At 71.7% G+C, this 18,155-nt stretch carries 16 protein-coding genes; 10 read left to right on the top strand and 6 right to left on the bottom strand.

Translation table 11 applies throughout. The features are described 5' to 3' along the window. Positions 1–112: 112 nt before the first annotated feature. The 8 genes from ACW9TB_RS34735 (at position 113) to ACW9TB_RS34700 (ending at position 8,481) form a co-directional block, all read left to right on the top strand. Positions 113–1,120, top strand: coding sequence for a sugar phosphate isomerase/epimerase family protein (locus ACW9TB_RS34735; RefSeq protein ID WP_472752350.1), 1,008 nt, complete (start codon positions 113–115; stop codon positions 1,118–1,120). Positions 1,121–1,488: 368 nt separating this feature from the next. Then, positions 1,489–2,637, top strand: a complete 1,149-nt coding sequence (locus tag ACW9TB_RS34730; RefSeq protein WP_472752349.1) for an inositol-3-phosphate synthase — start codon at positions 1,489–1,491, stop codon at positions 2,635–2,637. Next, complete coding sequence (locus ACW9TB_RS34725) at positions 2,637–3,530, top strand: SCO3242 family prenyltransferase (protein ID WP_472752348.1); 894 nt, start codon at positions 2,637–2,639, stop codon at positions 3,528–3,530. The genes ACW9TB_RS34730 and ACW9TB_RS34725 overlap by 1 nt, the downstream gene beginning before the upstream one ends. Further along, positions 3,527–4,393 (top strand): sugar phosphate isomerase/epimerase family protein, encoded by an 867-nt coding sequence (locus ACW9TB_RS34720; protein ID WP_472752347.1) that lies wholly within the window; start codon positions 3,527–3,529, stop codon positions 4,391–4,393. Before ACW9TB_RS34725 ends, ACW9TB_RS34720 begins: the two co-directional genes overlap by 4 nt. Continuing rightward, on the top strand, positions 4,390–5,127 hold the full coding sequence (locus tag ACW9TB_RS34715) for an EboA domain-containing protein (protein ID WP_472752346.1): 738 nt from the start codon (positions 4,390–4,392) through the stop codon (positions 5,125–5,127). Before ACW9TB_RS34720 ends, ACW9TB_RS34715 begins: the two co-directional genes overlap by 4 nt. Beyond that, on the top strand, positions 5,127–5,981 hold the full coding sequence (locus ACW9TB_RS34710) for a TatD family hydrolase (RefSeq protein WP_472752345.1): 855 nt from the start codon (positions 5,127–5,129) through the stop codon (positions 5,979–5,981). The genes ACW9TB_RS34715 and ACW9TB_RS34710 overlap by 1 nt, the downstream gene beginning before the upstream one ends. Next, the gene (gene eboE, locus ACW9TB_RS34705; RefSeq protein ID WP_472752344.1) at positions 5,981–7,108 is read left to right on the top strand and encodes a metabolite traffic protein EboE; all 1,128 of its coding nucleotides are present in this window, start codon (positions 5,981–5,983) and stop codon (positions 7,106–7,108) included. Before ACW9TB_RS34710 ends, eboE begins: the two co-directional genes overlap by 1 nt. Continuing rightward, a complete protein-coding gene (locus ACW9TB_RS34700; RefSeq protein ID WP_472752343.1) occupies positions 7,105–8,481 on the top strand; it encodes a nucleotide pyrophosphatase/phosphodiesterase family protein in 1,377 nt (458 codons plus the stop codon). Before eboE ends, ACW9TB_RS34700 begins: the two co-directional genes overlap by 4 nt. A gap of 94 nt (positions 8,482–8,575) precedes the next feature. On the opposite strand, the gene ACW9TB_RS34695 is transcribed toward ACW9TB_RS34700, so the two are convergent. Beyond that, a complete protein-coding gene (locus ACW9TB_RS34695) occupies positions 8,576–9,661 on the bottom strand; it encodes a Gfo/Idh/MocA family protein (protein WP_472752342.1) in 1,086 nt (361 codons plus the stop codon). Further along, on the bottom strand, positions 9,661–10,266 hold the full coding sequence (locus ACW9TB_RS34690; protein ID WP_472752341.1) for a CGNR zinc finger domain-containing protein: 606 nt from the start codon (positions 10,264–10,266) through the stop codon (positions 9,661–9,663). Before ACW9TB_RS34690 ends, ACW9TB_RS34695 begins: the two co-directional genes overlap by 1 nt. A gap of 57 nt (positions 10,267–10,323) precedes the next feature. On the opposite strand from ACW9TB_RS34690, the gene ACW9TB_RS34685 reads away from it, so the two are divergent. Further along, on the top strand, positions 10,324–10,719 hold the full coding sequence (locus tag ACW9TB_RS34685; protein ID WP_472752340.1) for a YybH family protein: 396 nt from the start codon (positions 10,324–10,326) through the stop codon (positions 10,717–10,719). Between the two features lie 175 nt (positions 10,720–10,894). Here ACW9TB_RS34685 and ACW9TB_RS34680 read toward each other — a convergent pair whose 3' ends face one another. The 4 genes from ACW9TB_RS34680 to ACW9TB_RS34665 form a co-directional block, all read right to left on the bottom strand. Further along, the gene (locus ACW9TB_RS34680; protein WP_472752339.1) at positions 10,895–11,881 is read right to left on the bottom strand and encodes a matrixin family metalloprotease; all 987 of its coding nucleotides are present in this window, start codon (positions 11,879–11,881) and stop codon (positions 10,895–10,897) included. A 369-nt stretch (positions 11,882–12,250) separates the two neighbouring features. Then, positions 12,251–13,036, bottom strand: coding sequence for a hypothetical protein (locus tag ACW9TB_RS34675; protein ID WP_472752338.1), 786 nt, complete (start codon positions 13,034–13,036; stop codon positions 12,251–12,253). A gap of 192 nt (positions 13,037–13,228) precedes the next feature. Next, positions 13,229–16,123 carry an AfsR/SARP family transcriptional regulator gene (locus tag ACW9TB_RS34670; protein WP_472752337.1) on the bottom strand — a complete coding sequence of 965 codons (2,895 nt, stop codon included), beginning with the start codon at positions 16,121–16,123 and terminating at the stop codon, positions 13,229–13,231. Between the two features lie 393 nt (positions 16,124–16,516). Beyond that, positions 16,517–17,173 carry a winged helix-turn-helix transcriptional regulator gene (locus ACW9TB_RS34665; protein ID WP_472752336.1) on the bottom strand — a complete coding sequence of 219 codons (657 nt, stop codon included), beginning with the start codon at positions 17,171–17,173 and terminating at the stop codon, positions 16,517–16,519. Between the two features lie 107 nt (positions 17,174–17,280). Between ACW9TB_RS34665 and ACW9TB_RS34660 the strand changes: the two genes are divergently transcribed. Further along, positions 17,281–17,667, top strand: a complete 387-nt coding sequence (locus tag ACW9TB_RS34660; protein WP_472752335.1) for a VOC family protein — start codon at positions 17,281–17,283, stop codon at positions 17,665–17,667. The last annotated feature ends 488 nt before the right edge of the window (positions 17,668–18,155 follow it).

Raw genomic sequence — 18,155 nt, 5'->3', positions numbered from 1 at the left:
CGGGTGTCGCTCCGGCTCCGTCGTTCGACGACGGGTTGAACGTTCAGCGGGTGCTGGCCGCGGTCGAACACAGCGCCGCCGACCAGAGCCGCCTTACATCTGTGGAGGGGACATGAGCAGGCCGATCACCTTGTTCACCGGCCAGTGGGCCGACCTGCCGTTCGAGGAGGTCTGCCGCCTGGCCTCGGGCTGGGGCTACGACGGCCTGGAGATCGCCTGCTGGGGCGACCACTTCGAGGTCGACAAAGCCCTCAGCGACGACGACTACATCCCCCGCAAACAAGAACTGCTCGCCAAGCACAACCTGTCCGTCTACACCATCTCCAACCACCTGGTCGGCCAGGCCGTCTGCGACAATCCCATCGACGCCCGCCACCAGGGCATCCTGCCCGCCCGCATCTGGGGCAACGGCGACCCCGAGCAGGTCCGCCGCAACGCCGCCGAGGAAATCAAGAACACCGCCCGCGCCGCCGCCAAACTCGGCGTCGACACCGTGGTCGGCTTCACCGGCTCCTCCATCTGGCACACCGTCGCCATGTTCCCCCCCGTCCCACCCCAGATGATCGACGACGGCTACGCCGACTTCGCCGACCGCTGGAACCCCATCCTGGATGTCTTCGACGAGGTCGGCGTCCGCTTCGCCCACGAAGTCCACCCCAGCGAGATCGCCTACGACTACCACACCACCGTGCGCACCCTGGAGGCCATCGGCCACCGCCCCGCGTTCGGCCTCAACTGGGACCCCTCCCACATGGTCTGGCAGGAGATCGACCCGGTCGCCTTCATCCTCGACTTCGCCGACCGCATCTACCACGTCGACTGCAAGGACGCCAAAGTCCGCACCGGCGACGGCCGCCGCGGACGGCTGGCCTCCCACCTGCCCTGGGCCGACCTGCGCCGAGGCTGGGACTTCGTCTCCACCGGACGCGGCGACGTGCCCTGGGAAGACTGCTTCCGCGCCCTCAACGCCATCGGCTACAACGGCCCCATCTCCATCGAGTGGGAGGACGCCGGAATGGACCGCCTGGACGGCGCCCCCGACGCCCTGGCCGTCATCCGCAAACTCAACGCCATCACCCCGCCCTCCACCGCCTTCGACGCCGCCTTCTCCTCGGACTGAACCTCCCTGGACAGGGGCCCGGACAGGCACCCGGACCGAAAACCCCGGGCCGAACTCCCCGGACCGAACTTTCTGACGAAACTCTCTGACTGAATTTCGCAGGTTGAGCTGGTCCGACGGAAACACATGGCCCTGAGACATATATCCGTAATATCCGCATAACGTACGATTCCTTGCACAAGCGGGTCGGACCGCCCGGTCCGGCCCGCCGCGGGGTCGTCTCCTCCGCTTTAACGACCACGTAATGCCCGCTGTGACATCTCCTCCGACCGGACGGCCGCAATGGTGATGTCATCGGCGCCGTCCGGCCTCGGCCGGGCGGATGTAAACCGTCATCCCCCAGGAGTCGACTCACCACAGGAGGCCAGATGCGTACGGGAGTGTGGCTGGTAGGAGCACGAGGGTCCGTCGCCGTCACGAGCGTCATCGGAGCGCTAGCGGTGCGCGCCGGTCTCGCCCAGCCGACGGGCTGCGTCACGGAACTCCCCGAGTTCCGCGGTGCCGGACTGCCAGGTCTGGGAGACCTGGTGTTCGGCGGACACGACATCGTGTCAACCCCGCTGGAGAAGAAGGCGGCCGCACTGGCCGGAGCCGGGATCGTACCGGCCCGGCTGATCGAGCCGCTGCGCGACGAGCTCGCCCGGGTCGAGGAGAACCTGCGGCCGGTGCCGCTCGCCGAGAACCAGGCCGCGACCGCGGAGCTGATCGGCGCCGACATCACCGAGTTCCGGTTGCGGCACGACCTGGAACGGGTCGTCGTCATCAACGTCTCGACCACCGAGCCCGCCCCCGAGCCCCACCCGGCCCACGCCGACCTGGAGCTGCTGGAGGCCGAGCTGGCGGTCTCGCGGGACCTGCTGCCGCCCAGCGCCCTGACGGCGTACGCCGCCTTCCGCGCGGGCTGTCCCTACCTGGACTTCACCCCGTCGACGGGCGCCCGGCTGCCCGCCCTGGACCGGCTCGCCGACCTGATGGGGCTGCCGTACGGAGGCCACGACGGCAAGACCGGCGAGACGCTCGTCAAGTCGGTGCTCGCCCCGATGTTCGCCCAGCGCAACCTCCGGGTCCGCACCTGGTCGGGGATGAACCTCCTCGGCGGGGGAGACGGCGCCAACCTCGCCGACCCCGCCGCCAACGCCGCCAAGGCCGCGAGCAAGCAGCGGGTGCTGGGCGAGACGCTCGGCTACACCCCGCAGGGCGAGACCCGCATCGAGTACGTCGAGGACATCGGCGACTTCAAGACCGCCTGGGACCTCGTCACCTTCGAGGGGTTCCTGGGGACGCCCATGCGCATGGAGTTCACCTGGCACGGCTGTGACTCCGCCCTCGCCGCGCCCCTGGTCCTGGACCTGGCGAGGCTCACGGCGGCGGCGCACCGCTCCGGCCGCACCGGGCCGCTGGGCGAGCTGGCCTTCTTTTTCAAGGACCCGCTCGGGGCGGTGCCGCACGCGCTGGCCGACCAGTGGCGGGTGCTTCGCGAGTTCGCCGCCGCCCTCGGCGGAGAGGAACCGGTCTGATGCCGTCGCTGCGCGACCTCATGGAGCTCGTGCGCGCCCCCGCCGCCCTGTCCGTACCCGGTGACGTCGTCGCGGGGGCCGCCGCGGGCCAGGTGCTCGGCGGCAGGACCCTCGGCCTGGCCTGCTCCTCGGTCTGCCTGTACTGGGCGGGGATGGCCGCCAACGACTGGGCCGACCGCCACCTGGACGCGGTGGAACGCCCGGAGCGGCCGATCCCGTCCGGCCGGGTGTCGCCCGACGCCGCGCTCGGGATCGCCGCCGGGCTCACCGTCGCCGGTCTGGCGGCGGCCGGGCTCTCCGGCGGTCGCCGGGCCCTCGCGGTCGCCGTCCCGCTCGCCGCCGCCGTCTGGTCGTACGACCTGGTGGCCAAGAACACGGCGGCGGGACCGCTGGCGATGGCGCTGTGCCGGGGCCTCGACGTGCTGCTGGGCGCCACCCCGGGGCGGAGCGTCGCGGACGCGCTGCCCTCGGCGTTCACCGTCGCCGCCCACACGTACCTGCTCACCGCGCTGTCGCGGGCCGAGGTGTCCGGCTCCGACCGGAGCCTGCCCGTGGCGACCCTGGCGGGCACCGTCGCGCTCGCCGTGGCCACCGCCCTCGGGCGCGGCGACACCTCGCGCGAGCCGCAGAACGCCCGCGCCGCGCAGGTGGTGCGGGCCGTGCAGGCGGGACTCACCGGCTGGTACGCCGCCAGGTTCGGCCTGTCCCAGGCCCAGGCGGTCGCCGAGCCGTCGGCCTCCCGGCTGCGGGCCGCCGTCGGCACCGGCATCGTCGCGCTGCCCGCTTTGCAGGGCGCGCTCGTCGCCCGCAGCGGCGCCACCCGCGAGGGCATCGCGGTCGCGGCGGCCGTCCCGCTCGGCCGGGCCCTCGCCAGGAAGATGTCCCCCACGTGAGCGCCGACGCGAGTACGGGCACCGGGCTGAGGTTCGGCTACGGCACCAACGGGTTCGCCAACCACCGGCTCGGCGACGCGCTCCGGGTCATCGCGGACCTCGGCTACCAGGGGGTCGCCCTCACGCTCGACCACGACCACCTGGACCCGTACGAGGAGGGCCTGGCGGGCAGGGTCGCGGCCACGGCCGACCTGCTGCGCGACCTCGGCCTCGGCGTGGTCGTCGAGACCGGGGCCCGCTACCTGCTGGACCCGTGGCACAAGCACGCCCCCACGCTGCTGCACGACGAGCGCGAGAAGCGCCTGGACTTCCTGGCCCGCGCGGTCGCCGTCGGCGCCGACCTGGGCGCGGAGGCGGTGTCGTTCTGGGCGGGCGTACGCCCGGAGACGGTCGACGAGGCCACCGCCTGGGCCAGGCTCGTCGACGGCTGCGCCCGGATCGCCGAGACGGCCGACGCCGCGGGCGTGCCGCTGGGCTTCGAGCCCGAGCCCGGCATGCTCGTCGAGACGATCGCCGGATGGCGCAAGCTCCACGCCGAGCTCGGCGAACCGCCGGGGTTCGGCATCACGCTGGACATCGGCCACTGCCGCTGTCTCGAACCCGACCCGGTGCCCGACTGCGTCACGGCCGTCGCCGACCACCTGGTCAACGTGCAGATCGACGACATGCGCCGAGGGGTGCACGAGCACCTGGAGTTCGGCGAAGGGGAGATCGACTTCCCCCCCGTGCTGCGCGCCCTGGCCGGATGCGGCTACCGGGGCCTGGTCGCGGTCGAGCTGCCCCGACACTCGCACGCCGCGCCGAGGGTGGCCGCCCAATCCCTGGACTTCCTGCGCGCCGCCGCCGAAGGGACGAACGCATGACATCGGAACCGAGCACCCGGACGGACAGCCTGCTGGCGGCGCTCGACCAGGAGTGGCTGGCCGGCGCGCGAGAGGGCGTCGCCGCCAAACCCGAGAGCGTCACGCGGCACTTCGCCGCCGCCGGACGACGCGCCGGACGGGCACCGCTGCCGGACGCGCCCGGCTGGACCGCCGACGAGGCGGCGAGGGCGCTCCTGCTCGCCGCGCTCCCGCCGGACGCGGTGGCCGGGCAGGTCACGGACCTCTACCGGTACGGCGACGCCGACGAGAAGCGCGCCGTCCTCAAGGCCCTGCCGCTGCTGCCCGTCGGCGCGGAGGCGGTACCGCTCCTGCACGACGCGATCCGCACCAACGACACCCGCCTGGTGGCCGCCGCGCTCGGCCCGTACGCCGGCCACCTCGACCAGACCATGTGGCGGCAGGCGGTGCTCAAGTGCGTGTTCATGGGCGTGCCGCTCGCCGCCGTGGACCGGCTGGAGGAGCGGGCCGACGCCGAACTGGCCGGGATGCTGGCCGCGTTCGCCGAGGAGCGCACCGCGGCCGGGCGGCACACCCCCGACGACGCGACCGCCCTGCTCGGCCGTCTGACCGGTGAGAAGACCGGTCCTCTGACCGGTGAGAAAACGACCGGCGAGAAGACCGGTCCTCTGAGCGGTGAGAAGACGACCGGCGAGAAGACCGACCAGCCGACCGGCGAGAACCTCGACCGTCCGACCAGCGAGAAGGAGGCCTGATGCGGATCTTCGACCCGCACATCCACATGACGTCGCGCACCACCGACGACTACGCCAGGATGGCCGCCGCCGGGGTGCTCGCCATCGTGGAGCCCGCCTTCTGGCTGGGCCAGCCCCGGACCAACCCCGGCTCGTTCACCGACTACTTCGACTCGCTGATCGGCTGGGAGCCGTACCGCGCGGGGCAGTTCGGCATCCTGCACCACGCCACCATCGCGCTGAACCCCAAGGAGGCCGGGGACCCGCGCTGCCGGCCCGTGCTCGACCTGCTCCCGCGCTACCTGGAGAAGGACCGCGTCGTCGCGGTCGGCGAGATCGGCTACGACTCGATGACCCCCGAGGAGGACGACGCCTTCGAACGGCAGCTCGCGATGGCCGTCGACCACGAGCTGCCCGCGCTCGTGCACACCCCGCACCGCGACAAGGCCAAGGGCACCCAGCGCACCCTCGACGTCGTCGCCTCGTCCGGCATCGCGCCCGGCCTGGTCGCCGTCGACCACCTCAACGAGGTCACCGCCGGGATCGTGCACGACTCGGGCTGCTGGATGGGCTTCTCCATCTACCCCGAGACCAAGATGTCGCCGCCCCGCATGGTGGAGATCCTGCGCGAGCACGGCCTGGAGCGGGTGCTGGTCAACTCCGCCGCCGACTGGGGCGTGTCCGACCCGCTGCTCACCCTGGAGACCGGCAGGGCGATGCTGGAGGCCGGGTTCAGCGAGGACGACGTCGACCGGGTGCTCTGGCGCAACCCCGTGGAGTTCTACGGCCAGTCGGGGCGCCTGGACCTGTCCGAGGTCGCCGGGGCGCGGGAACCCACGTTCGAGGGCAGCTCCATCAAGCGCGGAGGGTCTTGATGCGGCTGCGTCACCCCGGCGGACGGACACTGCACCTGAGCTACTGCACCAACGTGCACCCGGCCGAGGACCTCGACGGCATCGTCGAGCAGCTCGACACGTACGCGGTGCCGATCCGCGCCCGGCTCGGCACCGAGACGCTCGGGCTCGGGCTCTGGCTGGCCGCGCCCGTCGCCGCCGCGCTCGCCGCCGACCCCGCGCTGCTGGCCGGGTTCCGCCGCGAGCTGGACGCGCGGGAGCTGGAGGTCGTGACGCTCAACGGCTTCCCCTACCGCTCGTTCCAGGACCCGGTGGTCAAGCACGCGGTCTACCACCCCGACTGGACCACTCCCGAACGGCTCACCTACACCCTCGACCTGGCGCGGATCCTGGCCGTCCTCCTGCCGGACGACGCCGCCAGGGGGTCGATCTCCACGCTCCCGCTCGCCTGGCGCGACCCCTGGGACGAGGACATGTCCCAGCGCGCCACGCGCGGGCTCGACGAGCTCGCCACCGGGCTCGCCGCCGTCGAGTCCGCCACCGGCCGTGTCGTCCGGGTGGCGTTCGAACCCGAGCCCGGCTGCGTGGTGGAGACCACCGACCAGGCCGTACGCGCCCTGTCCGGCGTCGACACCGACCGGCTCGGCGTCTGCCTGGACCTCGCCCACCTGGCGTGCGCCTGGGAGCGGCCCGCCGACGCGCTGCGCCGGTACGCCGAGGCGGGCCTGCCCGTCGTCAAGGTGCAGGTCTCCGCGGCCCTGGAGAGCGACGACCCGGAGACCCTGCGCGAGTACGTCGAGCCGCGCTTCCTGCACCAGACCCGCAACGCGGCCGGGGACGACGCCGACGACCTCGACGAGGCGTTCGAGCGGAAGCTGCCGGGACCGTGGCGGGTCCACTACCACGTGCCGCTGCACGTCGCACCGCAGGCGCCGCTCGGCACCACCGTGCCGGTGCTCCGCGAGGCCCTCGCGGAGCTGGCCGGCGGCCCCGAGCCGCTCTGCGACCACTTCGACGTGGAAACCTACACCTGGGGCGTACTGCCACCGGCGCTGCGCCCGCAGACCCCCGACCAGCTCGCCGCGGGCATCGCCGACGAGCTGGACTTCGCCCGCGCCGAGCTGCGCGACCTGGGAGTGAAAGCATGACATCGTTGCTGGTCCTCGACGTGGTGGGACTGACCCCGAGGCTGCTGGCGCACATGCCGAGGCTGCGCGCCGTCGCCGACGGCGGCTTCCAGGCCGAACTCGGCACCGTGCTGCCCGCCGTCACCTGCTCGGCCCAGTCGACCTTCCTCACCGGCGCCACGCCCGCCGAGCACGGCGTCGTCGGCAACGGCTGGTACTTCCGCGAGCTGGGCGAGGTGTTCCTGTGGCGCCAGCACAACGCGCTGGTCGGCGGGGACAAGCTGTGGCACGCCGCCCGGCGCGAGCGGCCCGGCTTCACCGTGGCCAACGTGTGCTGGTGGTACGCGATGGGCGCCGACGTCGACTGGACGGTCACCCCCCGGCCCATCTACCGGGCCGACGGGCGCAAGGACCCCGACTGCTACACCTACCCGCCCGAGCTGCACGACGAGCTCACCGGCAAGCTGGGCGACTTCCCGCTGTTCACCTACTGGGGTCCGGGCGCGGGAATCGCCTCGTCCACCTGGATCTGCCGCGCCACCGAGCAGATCATGAAGGACCACAACCCCGACCTCACCCTGGCGTACGTGCCGCACCTGGACTACGACCTGCAGCGGTTCGGCCCGTCCGACCCGCGCTCGGCCGCCGCCGCCTCCGAGCTCGACACCGTGCTGGCCCCGCTGCTGGACGCCGCCGCCGCGCGCGGGACCACCGTGGTCGCCCTGTCGGAGTACGGCATCACCGACGTCTCCCGCCCGGTCGACGTCAACCGGCTGCTGCGGACCGAGGGACTGCTGGAGGTCTACACCCAGGACGGCATGGAGTATCTCGACCCCTGGACCTCCCGCGCGTTCGCCGTCGCCGACCACCAGGTGGCCCACGTCTACGTCGCCGACCCCGCCGACGTCCCGGCCGTCGCCAAGCTCTGCGCGAGCCTGCCCGGGGTCGCCGAGGTGCTCGACGAGGAGGGCAAGGCGAGGAACGGGCTGGCGCACTCCCGCGCCGGGGAGCTGGTCCTCGTCTCCGAGCCCAACGCCTGGTTCACCTACTACTACTGGCTCGACGACGCCCGGCGTCCCGACTTCGCCAACCTGGTCGAGATCCACCGCAAGCCCGGCTACGACCCCGCCGAGCTGTTCTTCGACCCGGCCGCCCCCGGCGCGGCCAAGCGGCGCGCCGCCGTGGCGCTGCTGCGCAAGAAGACCGGCATGCGCTACACGATGAACGTCGTCGGCCTCGACGCGGGCGCCCGCGCCGTCCGGGGCTCGCACGGCCGCCTGCCCGACAACCCCCTCGACGGCCCGGTGCTGCTCTGCTCGGACCCGTCCGTGGCCAGCGACCGGATCGCCGCCACCGAGGTCAAGGATCTGCTGCTCCGGCTCTCCCTGAGCTGAGCGGCTCTTCGACGGCGCCGCCCGCCTGTGCCTGACACCCCCCCCGGGCGGGCGGCGCTCTCCAACCTGTCTCTCCGGCTCTTCGAGCCCGGGTTCATCGCGCCCAGGGCTCGCGGCCGGTGGTGACGTCGGTCGCGGTACGCAGCGACTCCTCGATCGCCAGGCCGAGCAGGTGGTCCTGGCAGCCGTCGGCGAGGGGGTAGGGCTCCGGGGCCTCACCCCGGCACCACGACGTCATCCGGCACAGGAGCGAGACGACGGCCAGGTCGTCCTCGGAGAAGTGCGCGCCCCGGTAGTCGTTGCGCCAGACCACGCGCCCGTCGAAGCTGATGTGGTCCAGCTCGCGGCCCTCCAGGTTCAGGTCGATCCCGGTCTGGCGCCGGACGAGCCGCGACTCCACCGGGGTCCTCGGGTCGGCCAGGCGCACCACGCCGTCGTCCACGATCTCTCCCAGCGACCCCCGGACGACGACGCGCCGGGCGCGCAGGGGGTTCCACCACTGGTTGTCGGTGAAGTCGTACAGGCCCATCCCCTCGGGGAACCCGAGGGTGGCGATCGTGGTCGCGGCCTCCTTCGGCGTGGAGTCGCCCGTCCAGCCGTCCCTGGACAGCGGGTCGGCCAGCGGGGCGGTGAACGACCGCGCCGTCACCGTGGTCTCCCCGAAACCGGCCCCGAGCAGGTGCCGGATCAAGGACACGGCGTGGTAGAGGTGCGTCGAGGAGATCTGCACGGAGGTCACCTGCCCGATGACCCCCTCGCGGACGAGCGCCAGCCTCGCCGCGTGACCGGGCATGTGCGAGTACTGCTCGGCGACCTGCACCAGGCCGCTGGACCCGACGGCCGACCACAGGTCGCGCAGCCCGTCCAGGTCGGCCGCCGGGGGAGTCTCCGCCAGCACCGGCACGCCGAACCCCACCAGTTCCTTCGTCACCTCGGGGGTGACCGGCCACGGCACCGAGGGAATGACGAACTCGGGACGTCCGGCCGCGAGCATCTCCCCGACGGAACGGAACGTCGGCACGCCCCAGGCGGCCTCGACCTCGGCGCCGCGCTCACGCGACCTGGTCACCACGCCGGACACCGACAACCGCTCCGGCAGTTGCCTGGCCAGGCGTACGAAGAACTCCGAACGCCGCCCGCTGCCGACCAGGCCGAAACGTCCTGCTGACTGTGAGCTCATCACACTTCCTTGAAAGGGGGGTGGCGGTCGCGGCGGGTGCGGAGTTTGTAGCGGTTGCCGCAGCGGTCCATCGAGCACCAGCGTCGCGCCCCGGGGCGGGAGGTGTCGAGGAAGAGCATGGGGCAGCGGTCGCCCTCGCACGTCCTGATCCGGTCGAGGGCCGGTCCGCCGAACACCTCGACGGCGTCGCGGGCCACGGCGGAGAGGAACTGCGCCCCGGTGACGGGGGAGGCCCAGGAGCGCCTCAGGGCGGGGCCGATGACCGGGACGGGCGGCGGCGCGGCGGCGGCCTCGTTCAGCGTGGCGAGGTCGGCCCCGGAGAAGGCGCGCGAGCCCGTGGCGGCGGTCGCGGCGAGCCGCTGGAGGGCGGCGCGCAGGCGAAGCGTGGCGGCGAGGTCGTCGGCGGAGACCTGGACGAGGTCGCCGAGGTCCGCCCTGGAGTGCGGGATCCAGGCGGCGAGGTCACCGGGCGTGTGGAGCCGCTCCCACTTCGCGAGATCTCCCTCGCCCCCGGTGACGAGAAGCTCCAGGCACAGCGTTCCGGCGTCGAACCTGAAGCGCTGCCCGCCGAGCGGGGCGAGCTCCATGCTGTTTGCCAGGATCATGGATCGAGTGTAACACTGACACCGGTTAAACCGGTGTCAGTGAAAGGGAGTATCGAGATGAGCCCCAAGCACGAGCAGATCGAGCGCGAGCTGATCGAACTGTCCGAGCGGGCCTGGGAGGCCAACAGGAACGGCGACGCGGAGTTCTACGACCGCTTCCTCACCGGGGCGCCGCTGAGCGTGTCGCAGTGGGGGATCGTGGACGACCGGGCGGCGATCCTGAAGGGCTTCGCCGAGAACCGCAACCCGTACACGCGTACGGACCTGAGCGACCACCGGGTGATCGTGCTGGGTGAGGGCAGCGCGACCCACACCGTCACCGTGGAGATCGACGTGCTCGTGAACGGCACGGACAAGCAGACCCTGAAGGTCTTCGCCACCACCGCCCTGACCCGCCGCGACGGCGAGTGGAAGGCGGCCCTCTTCCAGATCAGCCCGGCCCCCACCGGCTGAGGCGCGCGCCTGCCGGTCGATCATCGGGGTGTCGACGCGACGGAGCGGGTTCGCCTGAGCGACGGCGGGCATCCCGCCTCGGTCGATGGGGGCCGGTGGAACCACGGGCCGGGAAGCTCCCGCGACTCGTCAGGGACCGACTGTCGAGGGAACGCGCCCACGCCAGGTGCGCGCTCTAACGGTAGATGGAGTAGATCGACTGGAGCATCGCCGAGTTCTCCCCGCCGATGTCCTGCCTGTAGGGCTCGTACGCGTACATGACGTCACCGCTCCACATGTTGTGGCCCAGGCCCAGTACGTGGCCCAGCTCGTGGATGGCGGTGCTGTTACGCTGCGCGGCCGTCAGGTTGTAGTGGTCGTTGAACTTCGCTTCCGCCCCGATGAGTGCTCCGGAGTTCGACAGGAAGTAGTAGTGGGTGGCGACTCCCCACCAGCCGGTGTTGCCGTAGTTGGCCGAGTACACGTTGACACAGAAGGCGTCGCTGATCGCGTCGCAGTGGCCCCCGTAGCGGTACCAGCTGTCGATGTTGGGAACGACGTTCCACTTGTACACGGCGGAGTCCGTCGGCCACGCCGCGCTTGAGTAGTCGCTGAACATCACCACCGGGTTCCCCCGGCCCAGGTTCCGCCAGTACGAGACCGGGCAGGTGACCGTCCGCGCCTGGCCGTAGGCGCAGTCGCTCGCCGCCGCGGTCCCGACGCCGGACTTCGCCGCGGCCTCATCGGCGTGCGAGGTCACCTTGACGTCCTTCTTCCCCTCCTTGCGCAGCGAGGCGGCGAGCTGCTCGGGGGTCACGCCCTTCGCGGGCGTGTAGGTGTCCACTCGTACGATCCCGTCGGGAAGCGACTCCGTGACGGTCACGTCCACGATGGGAGTCGTGCTGGCCGGGGCCTTGGCCCGCTCCGCGCGTTCCTGGGCGACCTTCTTCGCGATCTGCTCGTCGGTCAGCTTCGGGTAGGCGGTCAGGTTCGTCTCCGGGCTGTTGGCCTTCGCCGGCAGGTCCCGGGCGTCCGTCCTTCCGGGCGCCTCAGGGGAGGGGGAGCCGGGTCCCGTGACGGGCCTGTCGTGGCCGGGGTCGGCGTACGCGCTGGTGGTGGGCACCGCGACGGCCGCCAGCACGGCGGCCGAGGCGAGAATGGTACGAAGCCGAAGAGAAGGCATTCAAGTTCTTCTTTCTGAGAACCGGCCCGAGAGTCGATCGCCCTGGGCTGATCGAGGATTCGCCGCCCGGTTCAGGTGTTGGCGATGTGCCGGTAGAGGGAATGACTGGGATTACTGTTCCTGTAGATCCTGTGCGGAAGAGCTACAGGAAAGCGGTCAGCGGTCGAGAAGGCGCCGACTGATCGCGGGTAATGACGTGCCACGGCGAAAAGCTCCACCGGGGCACGTCATTCGTTCAGGCCGTACGGGTGGTTCACTCACTCGGGGAGTTGCTTGAGTTCACGGAACCCAAGCAACTCAAGGCGCCGCCATCCCCGTCAGTGGCGCCTTTTCCGGGCTTCCCGGTTTCCCGGTTCACCCGGCGGTCTTCTACCGGGTCCAGGCCGCCTCGCCGTCGACGGTGCGGATGACGAGGTTGCCGTCGTCCTGGAGGTAGAGCGTGCCGCCGGGGGCGCTCTTGCCGCTGCTCCACAGCGCCTTGCCCGAGGTGGAACGGACGACGAAGTTGCCGTCCTTCTGCAGGTAGGCGAACGCCCCGGGGTTGCCGCCCGTCTCGGTGTCCCACAGCACCCGCTTGGCCCCGTTGAGGAGAACCAGGTTGCCGTCGGCCTGCATGTGCAGGAGGTACTTGCGGTTCAGCGACCGGATGTAGTCACCCGCCTTGAGGGACTCGTCGGTGGCCAGCCGCCAGGACGTGCTCTTCCAGGACCACAGCGCCTTGCCGGAGCTCGACCGGATGACCGCGTCGCCGTCGTCCCGCAGGGTCAGCTTGACGCCCGCGCCACTGGTCCTGCTCGTCCACAGGGCCTTGCCCGAGGCGGAGCGGACGACGAGGTTGCCGTCCTTCTGCAGGTAGGCGAACGCCCCCGTGCCCGACGTCCTCGACTCCCACACCGCCAGTTCCCCGTCACGGACGACGAGGTTGCCGTCCTTCTGCATGTAGAGCCTGAACCGCTGGTTCGGGGACTGCAGGTACTCGTCGGCCTCAAGCTTCTCGTCGACGTCGAGACTGGAGCCGAGCAGGGTGGGGGCCCCGACGACGGAGGCCGCCTTCCCCAGCGGCCCGGCCACCGCCTGAGCGGCGTTGGTCGCCGGCAGTACGGCGAGCGCCGTCACCGCCGTGACCAGGACGGCCCTGGAGAGGTTGAAAGACATGCGTTACTGCTCCTTCTGACTGATGGGACATCGGCGCGTCCTCGCGAAGGCATGCCGAGGAGACCGTGCATGCGTCGTTCGACACGCGGAGACGCGCGTGGCAAGACCGTAGGGCCGCGCGTCTACATGTCACCGACAAGCCGCCGACGTGTCACCCACGCGCCCCGGCGCGGACCTTTCTGCGAGGGACGGTCAGAGGTGGCGCTCGATGATCTCGGGGGTCGGCGGGTGGTCGGCGGCCACGATGGCGTCCCTCTCCTCGGCGCCGATGAGATGGAGCGTGAGGAGGATCTCGGCGGAGCGGCGCCAGCACTGCCTGGCCCGGTCGTCCTCGCCCAGGTCGTGCAGGGCTCGTCCGAACCCCCACAGGTGTTCGGCCTCCCAGTAGGTGCCCGCGAGCCCTTCCTGATGGTCGAGGGCGAGGGTCTCCTCGAAGAGCACGGCCGACTGCTTCGCCTCGCCCGCCAGCCGGTGCCCCTCGGCGAGGTTGCCCAGGGCTGCCGCCGCCGCCAGGGTGTCCCCGCTCTCACGGAGGAAGGCGATCGAGCGGGTGTGGGTGTCGATCGCCTCCCGGTAGCGCCCGGCCTGCTGGTAGGTGACCCCGAGGTTGGACAGGGCCCCGCCCTGCTGGTAGTGGTCGCGGTGCTCGCGGAACCCTTCGAGCGCCCGGTGGTAGTGGCCGATCGCGTTCTCGAAGTCGCCCAGCCGCCGGTAGGCGCCGCCGAGCGCTTCGAGCTGGGTGGCCGCGCGATGATGGTTGCCTATCTGGCGGTAGACCTCCAGCGACCGCCGCAGATCGTCGATCGCCTCGTGCAGGTGGCCCAGCCGCGACAGGACCCGGCCCCGGTCGCTGTAGGCGAGGGCGAGATGAGCCGGCTCACCGGAGCTCTCGGCCGAGCGGACCGCCGTCGTGAAGAGCTCCAGCTGGTCTCCCCACCGGCCCCGGTCGTACAGCGGGAAGGCGAAGGCGGCGGAGAGCGCGGTGACCACCTCGTGGTCGGCCGCCCCGGTCGCCTGGGCGATGACGGCGAGCACGTTGCACGCCTCCGCGTCGGTCCACAGGTAGACGTCCTCCCTGGTCGCCAGCTCCGCGTGCTGACGGGCCGGCACCTGGACGCCTACTTCCGTACGCCATCTCGCCTTCGGGTGGGCCAGGTCGGTGGCGGTGCGCGCGGTGGAGACGTAGTGGTGCCACACGCGTTCGACGGCCCGCACCCGGTGCTCGCGGCTCTCCTGCTCCCCGGCCCTCTCGCGGGCGAACAGGCGCAGCAGGTCGTGCATGGCGTACCGGCCGGGGGAGGGGGTCTCCACCAGCTGCATGTCCACGAGCTGGTCGAGGAGCTCCTCGGCCCGCTCGTCCGGGACGGCGGCCAGGGCCGCGGCCACCGGGACGGAGACGTCGGGAAGGCCCAGCACGCCGAGCAGGCGGAAGACGCGGGCGGCGTCGGCGCTTTCCGGGTTCGCCGTCAGGTCGTGGTAGCTGACCATGAAACTCGCCCGGACGGCGTGGTCGTCCACCCTGAGTTCCGACAGGCGGTGGTGTTCGGCGGTGAGCCGGCCCACGAGGGCGGAGATCGGCCAGGCGGGCCGGTTGGTGAGCCGGGCCGCGACGATGCGCACGGCGAGTGGAAGGTTCCCGCACTGCCGTACGACCTCGGCGGCGGGTCCCGGCTCCTCGGCCACCCGGGCGGAACCGACCAGGCGGGCGAACAGTGACAGGGCTTCCTCGTCCGGCAGCATGCCCAGCCGCTGGTGCGCCACACCGTCCAGGGAGCCGAGCGCCCTGCGGCTGGTGATCAGCACACCGCAGCCGGGACCGCCGGGCAGCAGCAGCCGTACCTGTGCCGCGTCACGGGCGTTGTCCAGGACGACGAGCACCCGCCTGTCGTTGGTGAAGGACCGGAAACGCCCCGCGGTCTCCTCCACCTCGGTGGGGACGGCGGAGTCGGCCACGCCGAGGGAGCGCAGGAACCGCCGGAGCACCTCCTGCGGTTTCAACGGTTTCGCGTTGGGGGTGGCACCGTGCAGGTTGACGTAGAGCAGGCCGTCGGGGAACCGTTCGGCGACACTATGCGCGGCGTGGACGGCGAGCGCCGACTTGCCCGTCCCGCCCGCGCCGACGATGGCGACCCTCCTGGGCCCCGGCCCGTCCCCGGTGAGCACGTCGCGAAGAAAGCGAAGCTCACTGCGGCGGCCGACGAAGGTGGTCACGTTCACCGGAAGCTCCGCGGGGACCGGAGGACCCTCACGGCCGCCCGCCCGCGCCACCCCGGGCGCGAGAGGAGTGATCGTCGTCCCGGACGTGCCGGGGGAGGGGGAGAGGGCCAGCTCCGGGTCGTCGGAGAGGATGGCCCGGTGCAGGCGGCGCAACTCGCCGCCGGGGTCTATGCCCAGCTCCTCGCGGAGCAGCGCGACGACGCTCCCGTACGCCCGCAGCGCCTCGGCCTGCCGTCCGCATCGGTGCAGCGCGAGCATGAGCTGGGCCCAGAACCGTTCGCGTAACGGGTGCGCGGCCGTGACCGTACGGATCTCGCTGACCAGCTCGTCGTGGCGGCCGAGCCGGAGGGCCACGTCGAACCAGCGCTCCCGCACCCGCAGGTGCTCCTCGGCCAGCCACGCCACCTCGGTCTGGTGCAGGGAGGCCGACGGCACGTTGGCCAGGATGGGACCCCGGCTCAGCGTGAGAGCCCGCCTGAGCAGGGCGTCCTCCTCCTCGGGGGCGCCCGCCTCCGCCGCGCGGCTCACGAGGTCCTGGAACCGGGCGACGTCGAGGGTGTCCGGGGTCACCTCGATGCTGTACCCGTGGTCACGGGTCCGGATCGGGGACGGGCCGTCGAGGCCCGCCTGGAGGGTGCCGCGCAGCCGTCCGACATGGGCCTGCACCGCCGCGCGCGCGCCGTCCCGCACCACGGCGCCGTCCCAGATCCGCTCGATCAGCAGGTCGAGCGAGACGGGCCGGTTGGCGTGCAGGAGAAGCGTCGCCAGCACGACCCGCTGCTTGACCGCCGAGACCGGGACCACCCGGCCGTCGCGTGTCACCTCCAGCGGCCCCAGAACCCCGAACCGCACGTCCTCGACTCTCGCCACGTTCCCCCACCCGCCTGCCGCCGCGGACACGTTTTCCACGGTCCGGAGCTGTGTGTCAGGAGCCGCCCCGTGGCTCCCGTCGCCTACCACTTTAGGAGGGGTTCGAGGAGAAAGAAGATCTTTTACGAAGACCCGGGCCGTCGTCAGTGCGATCGGCCGACGAAGGGCACGGCCGTGGCCGGATCGCAGCCCACGGAGACCAGCCGGATGACGAATCCGCAACGCACTCGCCACCCAGCCGCTCGTCCAGGTCCCGACCTCTGTCCGGCGCCCCACCTGGCGAACCAGGACTGAAGCGGGCTGATCGGTATGCGGGAGTCGAAACCGCGACGGTGGCGGTTGGTTGTGGCGATAGCGTCCAGGACGCGGACGGCGAAGGCGTAGGAGAGGTGGCTACCCGGCGGAAGATGGGCTGGTGACCGCCCGCAGGAGCCGGTGAAGAGCCGCCAGGTCGCCTGCGGTGGCGGCGCTCCCGTCGGACACGAAGGCGTCGAGGGCGTCCGGGTCGCCGAGCAGGGTGTTCAGCGTCCCGGGGTCCGTGCGGAGGGACGCGGCCGCCGTGGCCGGCTCGCCGGGCTGGATGTCGACCTGGCCGGACGCCGACCGGACGGCCCACACACGGTCGTCGAGCTCAAGGCGGTAGGTGGTAGCCGGTGCGGCCGGGTCGGGGCGCGCGGAGGAGCGGAGGAAGAGCAGGACCGAGGTGGCGCTGAGCGTGGTGGGCCCGGGCGGCGGCGGGACGCGGACGCCCCAGCCGCCCAGGGCGAGCACGATCGACTCCAACTCCCGCCCTCGGTCGGTCAGCTCGTACACCCAGGAGTTGGCCGGGGGCGGGAGCTTGCGGCGGCGGACCACGCCGTTGCCGTCGAGTTCGCGGAGCCGGTCGGCGACCAGGTTCGAGCTCGCTCCGGGCAGGGCGCGGCGCAGGTCGGAGAAACGCTCCGGCCCGAGCAGTAGCTCGCGTACGACCAGCAGCGCCCACCGTTCCCCCATGACATCGAGGGCGCGGGCGATCCCGCAAGCATCCCCGTAGCTACGGCTCGTCGGCACGACGCGCTCCCTCCACCTCTTGGTTCGAAAATACAACCGCATGGTTGTTTTAAGCAACTTAATTGTGTACGGTCCCGGATGTCCAGCCAGAACAGGGAGGGAACACCATGGGGCGGCCAGTTGTGCACTTCGAGGTCATCGGGACCGACCCGGCGAGGCTCCGCGACTACTACGGCGAGCTGTTCGGGTGGGAGTTCGACACCGGCGGCCCGGTCGCGCCGGCGGTGTCCCAGCAGGGTGACTACGGCTTCACCGACACCGGCGTGACCGGCGACGGGGCCGGGATTCCGGGCGGCGTCGGCGGAGGTCCGGGCCACGACAGCCACGTCACCTTCTACGTCGGCGTTCCCGACGTCGGGGCCGCGCTGCGGAAGGCGGAGAGCCTCGGGGGGATCCGCCGGACGGGCCCCGAGCGGGTTCCGGGCAGGGATCTCGTGGTCGGCCACTTCACCGACCCCGAGGGCAACCTGATCGGCCTCGCCGGTCCGGCCTAGCGGCCCGTCGTGCCCGGGAGACGCTTGACGCCTCAGTCCCGGGACGTGGTTGACAGATGGCGGATGACCGGCGCACAGGAGCCAGGTGGATCACCGGTCGCCTCGTCGACCGGGACCGGTTCGCGGAACCAGGACTTTCCACATGCGTATCCGAGGGTCGCCAGGTGCCGCGGGATCGTGGTCTTGCCGGAGCCGGGGGTGCCGGTGAGGGTGTAGCGCCTCATCGTCGTCCGGGTACCTCTCTGGTCGCACATTGAAATGATCTTGGTTGCGGGGTGCGGGGATCTGATTGACGCCCGGAAGATCGGCCGGGGTTCGCGCAAGGGGGCGTAGGGGAGACGTCAAGCCTTGGCCGTGGGGCGTATGGAAGCCGTCAAGACCCGCAGGAAGGGCGGAAAACAGGGGTTTCCTTACGTATGCCCCGCCCGTCGGACGGTGGCGGACAAACCCCGGATTCGAGGAGTGGGGATGGCAGACGTCATCTTCGT

This window comes from Streptosporangium sp. H13245 (assembly GCF_055690525.1).
Note: the sequence above shows the minus strand (reverse complement) of the source record. Positions and strands in the feature narration are given on the sequence as shown.

What these genes read in the sequence shown, in the direction of transcription:
- ACW9TB_RS34735 (WP_472752350.1), top strand. Translation starts at nt 113, where the DNA reads ATGAGCAGGCCGATCACCTTGTTCACCGGCCAGTGGGCCGACCTGCCG.
- ACW9TB_RS34730 (WP_472752349.1), top strand. Translation starts at nt 1,489, where the DNA reads ATGCGTACGGGAGTGTGGCTGGTAGGAGCACGAGGGTCCGTCGCCGTC.
- ACW9TB_RS34725 (WP_472752348.1), top strand. Translation starts at nt 2,637, where the DNA reads ATGCCGTCGCTGCGCGACCTCATGGAGCTCGTGCGCGCCCCCGCCGCC.
- ACW9TB_RS34715 (WP_472752346.1), top strand. Translation starts at nt 4,390, where the DNA reads ATGACATCGGAACCGAGCACCCGGACGGACAGCCTGCTGGCGGCGCTC.
- ACW9TB_RS34710 (WP_472752345.1), top strand. Translation starts at nt 5,127, where the DNA reads ATGCGGATCTTCGACCCGCACATCCACATGACGTCGCGCACCACCGAC.
- eboE (WP_472752344.1), top strand. Translation starts at nt 5,981, where the DNA reads ATGCGGCTGCGTCACCCCGGCGGACGGACACTGCACCTGAGCTACTGC.
- ACW9TB_RS34700 (WP_472752343.1), top strand. Translation starts at nt 7,105, where the DNA reads ATGACATCGTTGCTGGTCCTCGACGTGGTGGGACTGACCCCGAGGCTG.
- ACW9TB_RS34695 (WP_472752342.1), bottom strand. Translation starts at nt 9,661, where the DNA reads ATGAGCTCACAGTCAGCAGGACGTTTCGGCCTGGTCGGCAGCGGGCGG.
- ACW9TB_RS34690 (WP_472752341.1), bottom strand. Translation starts at nt 10,266, where the DNA reads ATGATCCTGGCAAACAGCATGGAGCTCGCCCCGCTCGGCGGGCAGCGC.
- ACW9TB_RS34685 (WP_472752340.1), top strand. Translation starts at nt 10,324, where the DNA reads ATGAGCCCCAAGCACGAGCAGATCGAGCGCGAGCTGATCGAACTGTCC.
- ACW9TB_RS34680 (WP_472752339.1), bottom strand. Translation starts at nt 11,881, where the DNA reads ATGCCTTCTCTTCGGCTTCGTACCATTCTCGCCTCGGCCGCCGTGCTG.
- ACW9TB_RS34675 (WP_472752338.1), bottom strand. Translation starts at nt 13,036, where the DNA reads ATGTCTTTCAACCTCTCCAGGGCCGTCCTGGTCACGGCGGTGACGGCG.
- ACW9TB_RS34660 (WP_472752335.1), top strand. Translation starts at nt 17,281, where the DNA reads ATGGGGCGGCCAGTTGTGCACTTCGAGGTCATCGGGACCGACCCGGCG.